At 49.4% G+C, this 12,861-nt stretch carries 11 protein-coding genes; 1 reads left to right on the forward strand and 10 read right to left on the reverse strand.

The window, feature by feature from the left end; genetic code table 11:
- Positions 1–97: 97 nt before the first annotated feature.
- The 9 genes from CLOSYM_RS02330 to CLOSYM_RS02370 form a co-directional block, all read right to left on the reverse strand.
- Positions 98–352: an HPr family phosphocarrier protein gene (locus CLOSYM_RS02330; RefSeq protein ID WP_003501896.1), complete on the reverse strand. Its 255-nt coding sequence runs from the start codon at positions 350–352 to the stop codon at positions 98–100.
- Positions 353–451: 99 nt separating this feature from the next.
- Positions 452–1,405, reverse strand: a complete 954-nt coding sequence (gene whiA, locus CLOSYM_RS02335; RefSeq protein ID WP_021640791.1) for a DNA-binding protein WhiA — start codon at positions 1,403–1,405, stop codon at positions 452–454.
- 29 nt (positions 1,406–1,434) lie between these two features.
- The gene (gene rapZ / locus CLOSYM_RS02340; protein ID WP_003508736.1) at positions 1,435–2,310 is read right to left on the reverse strand and encodes an RNase adapter RapZ; all 876 of its coding nucleotides are present in this window, start codon (positions 2,308–2,310) and stop codon (positions 1,435–1,437) included.
- Between the two features lie 51 nt (positions 2,311–2,361).
- Complete coding sequence (murB, locus tag CLOSYM_RS02345) at positions 2,362–3,276, reverse strand: UDP-N-acetylmuramate dehydrogenase (RefSeq protein WP_009295794.1); 915 nt, start codon at positions 3,274–3,276, stop codon at positions 2,362–2,364.
- Positions 3,277–3,314: 38 nt separating this feature from the next.
- Positions 3,315–4,241: an HPr(Ser) kinase/phosphatase gene (gene hprK / locus CLOSYM_RS02350; RefSeq protein WP_003501888.1), complete on the reverse strand. Its 927-nt coding sequence runs from the start codon at positions 4,239–4,241 to the stop codon at positions 3,315–3,317.
- A gap of 104 nt (positions 4,242–4,345) precedes the next feature.
- Positions 4,346–6,223 (reverse strand): excinuclease ABC subunit UvrC, encoded by a 1,878-nt coding sequence (gene uvrC / locus CLOSYM_RS02355; RefSeq protein ID WP_003501885.1) that lies wholly within the window; start codon positions 6,221–6,223, stop codon positions 4,346–4,348.
- Positions 6,224–6,227: 4 nt separating this feature from the next.
- The gene (locus tag CLOSYM_RS02360; RefSeq protein WP_003501884.1) at positions 6,228–6,812 is read right to left on the reverse strand and encodes a DUF1653 domain-containing protein; all 585 of its coding nucleotides are present in this window, start codon (positions 6,810–6,812) and stop codon (positions 6,228–6,230) included.
- Entirely contained in the window at positions 6,809–8,059 is a 1,251-nt protein-coding gene (locus tag CLOSYM_RS02365; RefSeq protein WP_021640793.1) for a putative glycoside hydrolase, read from the reverse strand. Before CLOSYM_RS02365 ends, CLOSYM_RS02360 begins: the two co-directional genes overlap by 4 nt.
- Complete coding sequence (locus tag CLOSYM_RS02370) at positions 8,059–8,556, reverse strand: methylated-DNA--[protein]-cysteine S-methyltransferase (RefSeq protein ID WP_021640794.1); 498 nt, start codon at positions 8,554–8,556, stop codon at positions 8,059–8,061. The genes CLOSYM_RS02365 and CLOSYM_RS02370 overlap by 1 nt, the downstream gene beginning before the upstream one ends.
- Before the next feature lie 498 nt (positions 8,557–9,054).
- Here CLOSYM_RS02370 and CLOSYM_RS02375 point away from each other — a divergent pair, with 498 nt between their 5' ends.
- Positions 9,055–10,533 (forward strand): DUF1846 domain-containing protein, encoded by a 1,479-nt coding sequence (locus tag CLOSYM_RS02375; protein WP_003501879.1) that lies wholly within the window; start codon positions 9,055–9,057, stop codon positions 10,531–10,533.
- Positions 10,534–10,650: 117 nt separating this feature from the next.
- Here CLOSYM_RS02375 and ftsH read toward each other — a convergent pair whose 3' ends face one another.
- A complete protein-coding gene (gene ftsH, locus CLOSYM_RS02380; protein WP_021640795.1) occupies positions 10,651–12,714 on the reverse strand; it encodes an ATP-dependent zinc metalloprotease FtsH in 2,064 nt (687 codons plus the stop codon).
- Positions 12,715–12,861: the final 147 nt, after the last annotated feature.

Below are 12,861 nucleotides of genomic sequence, written 5' to 3' on the forward strand. Positions count from 1 at the left end.
CCCTGTTCTCCTTTCGCAGGATGAAAAATATTCTTACTTTTCACCAATTTTAAAAGGCCGCTGCAATAGTTTCCCTGCAGCAGCCTGTGATGTAAAATTAATTGCTCTTTAAATAGTTCTCAATGCCTTCCAGCGCCTCTTCCTCGTCAGCCCCGTCAGCCTTAACGAGCACCTCCTCGCCTTCCCGCAGCTGAAGCGTCATCATTCCCATAATACTTTTGGCATTGACACTTTTGTCTCCGTTCTCCAGATAAATACTGCAGTTATACTGGCTGGCTACCTGTACCAGCATAGCGGCCGGTCTCGCCTCCAGACCTGATGCAAGTCCAATTGTAACTTCCTTACTTCTCATAATATCCTCCTCATCTTCTCAAAGAACTTACGCCATCGCTTTCTTACTTTTACGGTCAGCGCAGTGAGTGCGCAGACCTGTCTGAGCTGTTACCTTTTTTTACTCTTTCTGAGCTCTGAGGTTTTCTGCGATCGTACTGATCTTTCTAAGCCGATGGTTTACTCCGGATTTACCCACCTGGGGATCCAGGCTCTCTCCAAGCTCTTTCAGTGTTGCGTCCGGCCTGTCCAGCCTGACCTGTGCAATCTCCGCCAGCGTCTCCGGCAGATAGTCAAGGCCAACTGTATCCCGGATGTAAGTAATATCCCCCAACTGCTTTACAGCAGCCGAAACTGTTTTGTTAATGTTTGCCGTCTCGCAGTTCACCTGGCGGTTGACACTGTTTCTCATCTCCTTCAGGATCCTGATATTCTCCAGATCCATCAGGGACAAATGCGCCTCCATCACGCCAAGAATCTCCACAATCTGACTGCCTTCTTTTATATATACCACAAAATACTTCTTCCTGACAACTATTTTCGCATCAATTGAAAAAGTTGCTATCATAGCCTGCAGTTGTTTTGCCTTTTCCTCTGAAGCGCAGACTATCTCAAAATGATAAAATTTCTCCGGATCGCTCAGGGAGCCCGCCGCCAGAAATGCGCCTCTGATAAAGGCCCTGCGGCAGCACGGATTCTGGACTACCAGATTCTTCACAATGGAAAAATTCTCTGAGACCTCCCCGTGTTCATCCAACAGCTTGCATGCCTCCAGAACACGGACAGAGTCCTCATGACCGCGTATCACCACCGTATAAGTTCTGTTCTTCTTAAGGAATGCATTCCTCCGGATAGAAATATCAGTTCCTATATTAAATGCTTTTTTCAATAATGTAAAGTATTTTCTCGCAACCGCCACAATTTCCGTGTGGATGCGGATACTGTAATGATCTTCTTCATCGATGTGAATTCTGCCGCATAAACTTAAGATGGCGGCAATCTCCGCTATCTGGCAATGTCTGGCAGAGCTAAGCTGCCTGGAAAGTTCTTCTTTCACACGGGACGAAAATGACATCTCTCCACCTCTATTTCCTGCATACAAGTCTACTGAGCCGTTATACTATCTTTTCCGATATCCCTGTGCTCTATCTTAAGTCCGATATCCCTGTGAGTTTTCAGCTTTTCATGCAGCATATTGGCAATGGTAACGGAACGGTGTTTACCTCCGGTACAGCCAACGGCAATGACAAGCTGGTTCTTTCCCTCCTGCACATAGTATGGCAGAAGGAAGCCTATCATATCATAAAGCTTCCCCAGGAAAATATCGGCAGTTCCTCCCTGTTTCACAAAGTCCTGAACCTCTCTCTCATTCCCTGTATGGTAACGCAGGCTGTCGTCATAGTAGGGGTTCGGAAGAAAACGGACGTCAAAGACGAGATCCGCATCGGACGGAATTCCGTATTTAAATCCAAAGCTCAACACTGTTACGAACAGGCTGGAAAATCTTTCATGGTCCAGAAAGATTTTTTCAAGCTCCCCTCTCAGTTCCCTTGTCAAAAGCTTGCTCGTGTCCAGGATATAGTCTGCCCGTTTTTTTAAAAATTTCAGTTTCTCCCTTTCTTTGGCAATGCCGCGATCCAGCCGCTGAGTTCCGGCAAGAGGATGATTTCTCCTTGTTTCCTTATATCGTTTAATCAAAATTTCATCATTGGCATCCAGAAACAGAATCTCATATGGAAATTTAAGCCGATCCCACTCTCCCAGAGTATTTTCAAGCTGGCACAATTCCTCGCCGCTTCTCACGTCAATCCCCAATGCCCCGCTCTTTATAGCTCCGCTGCTGCTCTCCACCAGTTCCGCAAACTTTCCCACCAGCGGAATGGGAAGGTTATCAACACAGTAAAATCCCATATCTTCAAGCATCTTGAGAGCCGCAGTCTTCCCTGCTCCCGACATTCCGGTCACAATTACAAGCCGCATTTTCTTTTCCTCCGGTCATCCCTCTGTCTTTTCCATGCTGTTCCTGAGTACTTATTCATCCCAGCCAATCATACGTACTTCCGTCTCCAGGTCCACTCCAGATGTCTCTTTCACCTTTTTTTGCACGGAGCGGCACAGTGAACGGATGTCCTCCGCCGTCGCCCCGCCGCTGTTAATGACAAAACCGCAGTGCTTCTCTGAAACCTGCGCGCCTCCTTCACGGTAGCCGCGAAGGCCTGCATCCTCTATCAGTTTACCGGCAAAATATCCGGCCGGCCGTTTGAACGTGCTTCCCGCGCTGGGATATTCCAAAGGCTGTTTATCCCGCCTTTTCCCGGCCAGTTCAGCCATCTTTGTCTGAATCGCCTCTTTGTCTCCCTGTTTCAGAGAAATCACAGCGGAGAGGACTATGTATTCTTTTTCCTGGATGCAGCTTCGGCGGTATCCCAGCTCCAGCTCATTGGCGGACAGCTCCAGGATCCGGCCGTTCTTATCCATCACTCTCACAGTCTTCAGAACATTTTTCATCTCTCCGTCATAGGCCCCCGCATTCATGACAACCGCTCCGCCCAGCGTGCCCGGAATCCCTGCCGCAAATTCAAAGCCTGTCAGGGAATGCTCCTGCGCCTCTCTGGCGATTCTGGATAGAAGGGCTCCGGCCCCGGCCGCCAGTTCGCCGGATACATCCTCCCGGATCTGCGCGAATCCCTCCCCCATCAGAATCATAACGCCGCCATAGCCTTTGTCGCTGACCAGAAGATTGCTTCCGTTGCCGAGTATATAATAGGGCATCTGTTCCTCCCGGCAGAGGAGAAGCACTTTTTTCAGCGCTTCATCGCCGTCCGGTGATACAAAATAAGACGCCGGGCCGCCCACGCGAAACGTGGTATGCCGGTTCATCATCTCATCTCTCATTACCTGGCCGTTTCCTGCTGCCAGACACAGTTTTTCAAAAAATCCACTCATATTCTGTCCTGCCTGTTTATTAATCTTTGCCAAACTCTTTAATCTTTTCTCGCAAGGTTGGCCTGCACGCGGTTGTAAAGCTCCCGTGCCGCATTATACCCCATCTTTTTCTGTCTGTAGTTCACAGCCGCCGACTCAACGATAATGGCAAGATTTCTGCCCGGGCGGATCGGGATAGAATGGCAGACCACCTTATTGCCGAGAAATTCCGTATACTGATCTTCCATTCCCAGTCTGTCATATTCTTTCTCTCGATCCCACTCCTCCAGCTTAATCACCATGTCAATCGCCTGCGTATCTTTTACGCTCTCAACACCAAACAGAGTCTTTACATCAATGATACCTATGCCGCGAAGTTCAATAAAATGCCTGGTGATATCCGGCGCGGAACCAATAATCGTCTCATCACTGACACGGCGGATCTCAACCACATCGTCGCTGACAAGGCGGTGGCCCCTTTTAATCAGTTCCAGAGCGGCCTCGCTCTTTCCAATCCCGCTCTCTCCCATAATCAGGACACCCTCTCCAAACACGTCCACCAGGACACCGTGAATACTGATCATCGGAGCAAGCTTCACATTGAGCCAGCGGATCACTTCCGCCATCAGATCGGAAGTCGTCTTCTCAGACACCATGCAGGGAACCCCGTAATGGTTGCAAAGCTCCAGCACATCCTCCGCCGGCTTCATTCCCCGGCTGAAGAGAAGACAGGGAATCTGGCTGGAAATCAGGGCGTCATACACCTCATGTCTTCGCTCCGGCGTCAATTTATCGAGATATGCCTGCTCCACATATCCGATAATCTGCACGCGGTCCTTGTCAAAATGATCAAAAAATCCGGTCAGCTGCAGTGCCGGACGATTTACATCCGGATGCACCAGCACAATCGCGTCGGTATCCAGCTCCATGGTCATATTCCGAAGCCCCAGCTTTTCTATCAGTTCCGTTATCGTAACTCCATACATGGTCCTTCTTCTCCTTCTCTGCGGTGTTAATTATAATATAACGGTTCAGTATCTTCATTCACTGCCGTATCGTGTACAGTAACTGTCTTTATCCTATCATAACTTTAACTGGTTGTCATCTCTTCCCCATGAAAGAATCGGTAGACGGCCTCGGCCGCATTCCGGTTCATCTGAGGCGCTCCGGCGAGTTCCTCGATCCCGGCATCCCTGACAGCCTCTATCGTCTTAAAGTGACGCATCAGAGCTTTTCTTCTGGCCGGCCCGATTCCCTTAATATCATCCAGGACAGAACGCACCTGCTCTTTGCTGCGCAGGCTCCTGTGATATTCTATGGCAAAACGGTGCGCCTCATCCTGCACTCTTGTAATCAGACGGAATCCTTCCGAATGGTGATCAATGGGAATCTCCACATTATTATAATAAAGACCGCGCGTTCTGTGGTTGTCATCTTTTACCATACCGCAGACGGGAATCTCAATCTGAAGGCTCTTAAGCACCTCCAGGGCAATGTTAACCTGTCCCCTGCCGCCATCCATCATGATCAGATCCGGAAATCTTGTAAAGCTTCCGAATGCCGCATCGGTTCCTTCCGCCTTCAGCTGCTCCGCCTCCGTAAGTCCATGGGAGAAACGGCGGGTCAGCACTTCCCGCATAGATGCATAATCATTTGGGCCCTTAACAGTTTTTATGCGGAACTTCCTGTAATCATTCCTCTTTGGCCTGCCGTCCTCATAAACAATCATGGAACCGACTGATTCGAAGCCGCTGATATTGGAGATATCATAGGCCTCGATTCTTTTTACGCCCTTAAGACCGATCCATTCTCCCACCTGATTCATAGCGCCAATCGTGCGAAGCTCTTCCCTTTTAATCTTTTCCTTGTCCTGGGAAAGCACCATCCGGGCATTCTTCTCGGCCAGCTCTACAAGCTGCTCCTTACTTCCCTTCTTGGGAACAACTATTTTTACCTTCTGTCCCCTTCTGGCTGTCAGGAAGCTGACGATAACCTCAGCATCTTCAAGTTCCTCCTGCACCCAGATCTCATGGGGGATAAACGGCGTCCCGGCATAAAACTGCTTTACAAAGCTGTTCAGTATCTGTCCGTCCTCCTCGGCGGAGGATATGGACATATGGAAATGTTCCCTGCCTATCAGACGTCCATCCCTGACAAAGAACACCTGTACAACGGCATCCCCGTCATCCTTGGCCATGGCGATAATATCCCTGTCGTCTATGCTCTGGCTGGTTATCTTCTGTTTCTGGGCCACCTTGCGGACACTGCCAAGAAGCTCCCTGTATTCAATCGCTTTTTCAAATTCCATCTCTTCGGAAGCCGCCGTCATCCTGTCTTCGAGGTATTTCATGACAGGCTCATATCTGCCGCCCAGAAAATCCAGGGCCTGCTTCACGGACTGCTGATATTCCTCCTTTGATACATAGCCCTGACAGGGAGCGTCACACTGGTGGATATGGTAATAGAGGCACGGCCTGTCTTTGCCGATATCCTGAGGAAGCTTTCTCGTGCAGGTTCTGATATGGTATATCTTGTGTATCAGCTCTATTGTGTCCTTCACCGCCCCGGCACTGGTAAATGGTCCGAAATATTTATTCTTATCCTTTTTCATCATACGCGAGAACAGAATTCTGGGATATTCCTCCGACACGGTTACTTTGATATACGGATATGTCTTATCATCCTTCAGCATTGTATTGTAACGCGGCCGGTGTTCTTTAATCAGATTACACTCCAGGACAAGGGCCTCCAGCTCCGAATCCGTCACGATATATTCGAATCTGGCAATCCTTGACACCATCTGTTCTATCTTTGCGGTCTTGTTGCGGCTGCTCTGAAAATACTGGCGGACCCGGTTTTTCAGGCTGATTGCCTTGCCCACATAGATGATTTCATCCTTAGCATCATGCATGATATAAACTCCCGGCTGAGCCGGAAGTTTCTTCAGTTCTTCTTCAATATTAAACATATCTTTATCTCCGGCGCAGTCTGGACGCATCATATCTCTGCTGCATCCTCAGGCATTGTTTTATATCTTCAAGCTGTTCTTCTATCGTCCCCTCCGACGGTTTCACATCCAGACAGAGGCAGAGGCTGTCCACCTCGCGCTGTCCGGCTTTTCCCTTCATTCTCTGCAGTATTGCCATTCTCTCCTCAAAGGATTCCGTATCCAGAAATTCCAGCAGGAGCGGGCTGACTGCGGCCTCTGCGGGCGGTTCATCCTCTTCCTCAGAATCAAGCAGTATAATGTCAAACTCATCATCTTCCCCCAGGACTATGGCCTCTGCTTTTTCTCCGGCTGGCACCGGTTCCCTGGCCGTCTGTCCGGGGTTTACCGGCTCAAATCTGTATTTTTGCCCGGCATCGGGATATTTTTCATGATCCACCTCTTCCATGAACATGGAAAGCGGGCGGACCCAGACGCTGAAACTGCCGTAAAGCGCCTGGTATACCACCATTTTTTCTCCTGTCTCAGAGTGGGTTGCCACTGCTATGATCTGATACATTCTATTTTTAAAGTGTCTGTAAAATTCTCCTGGTTTCGGAACTGCATTCATTGTTCAAGTCCTCCGTAATGATAGTTGTTTGATGCATTCCACAGTATCCATTCTTCGTAACCCGCATCATATACCGCCTGGATCTGCTCACGAATCTCGTCATTTCCATATTTAATATGATGCTTCAGATAAGTGGCCGTGAAATCCTGGAGCCAGGGACGGACCACCGCCTGGCGCTCCTCCTCCGGATAAGCGGAAAGCTCCTCTTCCGATTTCTGCAATGCCCCGAGTATTGTCTCATAGGGATGCAAATCCGGGTGATCAAGCCCGAAATTTCCGTCGCCGTAATGGGAAGGATAAATCATAGGACAAATATAGTCCAGGCTCTGCGCCATCTCTCCATAAATCTGCCCTACCGCCCCGGCATCTTCCTCGCTCCCGATAATCGCGCCGAACACGTCAGCCGAAACGAACACGCCGAGAGGGGTGAGGCTGTCATAGGCATATTGAGTGAATTCTGCAATAATATCTGTTTTTGACCGGCCTTTTGTCTCCTCCTCGTCAAATACCACCTGCCGCATTGTCGAATCGGTGGCAAAACGGATATAGTCGAACTGTATCTCGTCGAATCCGGCCTCAGCCGCCTGTGTGCCGGCTTCCACCAGGTAATCCCATACTTCCTGTCTGTATGGGTTTACCCAGGCAAGCCCTTTTTTATCCCGGTAAATAGAACCGTCTGCCTTTTTCAGGCTCCATTCCGGCTTCTTTTCCGCCAGATACGGATCTTTAAAAGCCACAATGCGGGCGATTGCATAAATATCATGTTCTTTTAATTTATCCGTCAGCGCCTTCATATCAGGGATATAGGCTTTGCAGGCTCCTATTTCATTGAAAAGTTCCGAGTCTATGGGAGCGGTGATCCGGCCGTCGTCATTTTTGAAGTCTATGACCACTGCATTAAGCTCTGTTGCGTCAATCTCTTTTATGATATTATCCATCATCGTTTCATTTCCGGCTACATAAGCGGAAACGTAGATGCCTTTTACTTTTACAGGTTCCCGCCGGTTCGTCCGGTCGTCGTCCGTGATCTGAAGGACCGGCTCCTCCGCCTCATCCGAATCCGATGTGCCGGCGCCGTCATCCGCTCCGGTGCCGTCCGTTGTATCCGCGCTGCCCGTTGTATCCGCGCTGCCCGGCTCGGATGGTGAGGCATTCTCCAGGGCGCTGTCCGTTATATCGATTGGATTATATCTGGTGCATCCGGTTAAAAGGCATGCACAAATGGTTAATACCAGCCACTTCTTCATCACATGGTTCCCCTATATTTCTTTTCTAATTCAAGAAGGCTCTGTTTAATCGGCAGTCCGCCGCCATATCCGGTCAGACGTCCGTCCGCCCCGATCACCCGGTGGCATGGAACAATTATGGCGATTGGATTATGGTGGTTCGCCATTCCCACGGCGCGCCCTGCTCTCGGATTGCCGATTCTTGCCGCTATCTCTCCGTAGGTCACAGTTTCACCATATGGGATCGTGAGAAGCTGCTCCCATACTTTTTTCTGAAAGGAAGTACCGCGCATGGAAAGCGGAATATTAAACTCTCTGCGTTTTCCGGCAAAATATTCTTCCAGCTGCCGCTTTGCCTCTGCCAGCAACGGTGTTTCCTGCTCTGTCGTTTCGGCCTGACGGCCGGCCTGGAAGGTTCTGGTATCTTTATCTGCGAAGGATATTTCTGTTAAAGCCTTGTTTTCTTCAATTAGGAGAAGAGGGCCTGCTGGAGTTTGAATTTTGATTGAATAACGCATTTGATCGACCTTCTTTCTGTGAAATGTCCGGTGTAGTGGGGCGGAGTCTTTCGTCCCGGGGGAATATTGCCGTGGTTTGGGGCTGCGGGCGAAGCTAAAGTCTGCGGAACACACTCCTGCTCTGTGAAATGCATCGCGCTGCTAAGCTCGAAAAGACCTCGCCAATCAGCGATGGATTTAGGCGGCATTAATCAGCGATGGATTTAGGCGGCATCCGCAGACTTTGTCCGGCCGTACCGGCAGCGTCCTCACCTGCTTGATTAAATGACATTATACCACCCCGCCCCCTATCTTTTCCAGTCCTAACTAATTTTTTTGATAGTTTTCAGTAACAGTTCAGCCATGATGTATTCCGCGAGGTGTTTTCACATGTTTTACCGGCGTTTTTCATTCTTTTTTAATTTTTTTCATTTTCCCCCTACTCAAATCAGAGTTTTTGTAGGATAATAGGATGGGTTTGTATTTTAAAATATTACTAATAGATAAGGATGGGACGTTATGAAGTTAGGTTTTGACAATGACAAATATCTGAAGATGCAGTCGGATCACATCCGGGAACGTATTAATCAGTTCGGAGATAAGCTTTATCTGGAATTTGGCGGAAAACTCTTTGATGATTTTCACGCTTCCAGGGTTCTGCCCGGCTTTGCGCCCGACAGTAAACTCCGCATGCTGCTGCAGCTGGCCGACCAGGCCGAGATTGTGATCGCCATCAGCGCCGCTGATATTGAGAAGAATAAAATACGTTCTGACCTCGGCATTACTTATGATGTGGATGTTCTCCGCCTTATTCAGGCTTTTACGGACAAGGGCCTTTATGTGGGCAGCGTTGTAATTACCCACTATTCAGGCCAGGCCAGCGCCGACACCTTTAAGACTAAGCTGGAGCATATGGATATCCGCGTCTACCGCCACTATACGATTGACGGTTATCCGGGCAATGTTCCCCTGATTGTCAGTGACGACGGATACGGAAAAAATGATTTTATCGAAACTTCAAAGCCCCTTGTTATCGTGACCGCCCCCGGTCCCGGAAGCGGTAAGATGGCTGCCTGCCTGTCTCAGCTTTATCACGAGAATAAACGCGGCGTGAAAGCCGGCTATGCCAAATTTGAGACGTTTCCTATCTGGAATATCCCGCTCAAACACCCGGTTAACCTGGCTTACGAGGCTGCCACCGCAGATTTGAACGACGTTAATATGATTGACCCCTTCCATTTGGAAGCTTATGGGGTGACCACTGTCAACTATAACCGGGATATCGAAATTTTCCCTGTATTATGCGCCATTTTCGAAGGGATTTTCGGAGAAAACCCGTACAAATCCCCTACGGACATGGGTGTCAATATGGCCGGCAAATGTATCTTTGATGACGAAGCCTGCTGCGAAGCATCCAAGCAGGAAATCATCCGCCGCTATTACCAGGCGCTGAACCGCGTAGCCAAAGAAGAGGGAAGCAAGGATGAGGTTTACAAGATAGAGCTTTTGATGAAGCAGGCCAAAATTTCCACTGAAATGCGCAGAACCGTTCCGGCGGCCCTGGCTGAAGCCGCGAGAGAATGCGGCCCTGCCGCCGCAATCGAACTGCCCGACGGCTCGATTGAAACCGGTAAAACCTCCAATCTGCTGGGTGCTTCCGCCGCTCTGCTGCTGAATGCGGTAAAAGCTTTAGGCAATATCCCCCACGGCACGCATCTGATATCGCCCACCGCTATCGAACCAATCCAGAAGCTGAAGGTTGATTATCTCGGAAGCAAAAATCCTCGGCTGCACACCGACGAGGTTCTGATTGCACTTTCCATGTGTGCCGCTACCGATAAAAATGCTCAAATCGCCCTGGAGCAGCTTCCAAAGCTGAAACACTGCCAGGTCCACACCTCCGTCATGTTGTCTGAGGTGGATATCAAGACATTTAAAAAGCTGGGCGTCGGCCTGACATCCGAGCCGGTTTACGAGCATAACAGACTGTATCATTAAGATTAATCCATTCAACAAGAGGCCGCAGCAGCGGACGGAAATACATCCGTCGCTGTACGGCCTCTTTCTTCAGCCTCTACCGGCGTTTGACCGGTAGAGCGCGATTGTAAATAATAATTAAATTTCATTCCTGCCGTCATCCCCGGAATCAGCTTCCAATACGGACGGTCCGGCTTCCGGTATCTCAGCCAAATCAGCTACCGTATGGACGGATGGCTTTGCAGGCTCTTCCGGCACGTCTTTCTCCGCCTGGACGCTCTGCACCTCCTGGTCTTCCTGCGCCGGTTTTTCTTCCGGTTCAGGAAGTCCCTTAACCTTGCGGAAAATCTTCATAAATTCTTTGCCGGTAATCGTCTCTTTTTCAATCAGGAAATCGGCAATCTTGTCAAGAGCATCCCTGTTTTCCATAAGAAGCCGCTTTGCCTCTTCATAGGAATCTTTCAGGATAATCATAACTTCCTGATCAATCTCGGCTGCCGTGACATCACTGCAGTTTAAGACGGTACGGCCGCTTAAGTACTGGTTCTCCTTTGTCTCAAGACCCATCAATCCAAATTTCTTCGACATACCGTACTGGGTTATCATCGCCCTGGCAATTCTGGTAGCCTGCTCAATATCGTTGGCTGCGCCTGTTGTAACCGTATCAAAAACAATCTCTTCAGCCGCACGTCCTGCCAGGTATCCGACAAGCATGGCGCGGATTTCTTTCTCCGTATTGAGATACTTCTCCTCCTCCGGTACATGCATGACATATCCGAGGGCGCCCATCGTTCTGGGCACAATCGTGATCTTCTGCACCGGCTCCGCATCCTTCTGCAGTGCGCTTACAAGTGCGTGGCCCACCTCGTGGTAAGATACAATACGGCGCTCTTCCTTACTGAGAATCCTGTCCTTCTTCTCCTTGCCGACCAGTACCAGTTCCACAGCCTCAAACAAGTCACTCTGGGCAACGGCATGACGTCCATGTTTGACAGCCGTAATGGCAGCCTCATTCATCATGTTAGCCAGATCAGCGCCCACTGCGCCGGAAGTCGCCAGGGCAATCTCCTCAAAATTAACCGATTCATCTAATTTTACATCTTTAGAATGTACCTTCAGGATATTGATCCTGCCCTTTAAATCAGGCTTATCCACTATAACCCGCCTGTCGAAACGGCCCGGACGGAGAAGGGCCGGATCCAGGATCTCCGGTCTGTTGGTCGCCGCCATAACGAGAAGACCTTTTGAAGAGTCAAAACCATCCATCTCGGAAAGAAGCTGGTTCAGCGTCTGCTCCCTCTCATCGTTGCCGCCCATACGGGAATCACGGCTCTTACCAATCGCATCAACCTCATCGATGAATATGATACAAGGTGCCGACTGCTGCGCCTGCTTGAACAGATCACGTACACGGGAGGCTCCCACGCCGACGAACATCTCCACAAAATCCGAACCGGATAAGGAGTAGAACGGAACCTTGGCTTCACCGGCCACAGCTTTTGCAAGGAGCGTCTTACCCGTTCCCGGAGGGCCTACAAGAAGGGCTCCCTTGGGAAGCTTCGCTCCGATTTTCGTATATTTACCGGGGTTATGGAGGAAATCAACAATCTCAGTAAGGGATTCCTTTGCCTCATCCTCACCTGCCACATCCTTAAATGTAACGCCCGTCTCTTTCTGGACATACACCTTGGCATTGCTCTTACCGACACCCATAATCCCGTTGCCGCCGCCCATACGCCTCATCATGAAGTTCAGAAGAAGAACCATCAGTCCGATTGGCAGCACCCATTCCAAAATCAGTACGATAATGCTGGCCGTGGCATCTACCTGGGCCTGCTCATACTGTGTGACCCCGGCAGCATCCAGCTTGGTCTGGAGATCCGGGTCATACATCGGGATCGTATAGTACTCGATTCCGATAAGTCCGCCGTATTTACTCTGGCTTCCGGTATATTTCTTGGAATCCTTCTTCGGAGTAATCTCAATCTTGTTGCTGCTGACCACTACCGAATCGACTTCCCCATCCTTTAACATCTGGTTGAACTCGCTGTAGGGCACAAGCTGCGTCCTGCTCTGCTGCCACAGGTTATGCATGGCGCTGACGCAGAGCAATGTAAAAATCATAGTAATGATAAGAACCATGTAATTCTGTCCGCCCTTTGGATTCTTACCATTCTTATTCTGGTTGTTATTGTTATCCATATGTGTTCTCCATTCTAAATAGATATATGCGTATCTATTCTATACCATTATAGTGTGACATTCCTTATAAATCAAGAACCGAAATATTAAAATGTTATAAACTGTAACAGTTGAGCCATGATGTATTCCGCGAGGTGTTTTCGCTGT

Origin of the sequence: [Clostridium] symbiosum ATCC 14940 (assembly GCF_000466485.1) — a bacterium.
Classification (GTDB): Bacteria; Bacillota; Clostridia; order Lachnospirales; family Lachnospiraceae; genus Otoolea; species Otoolea symbiosa.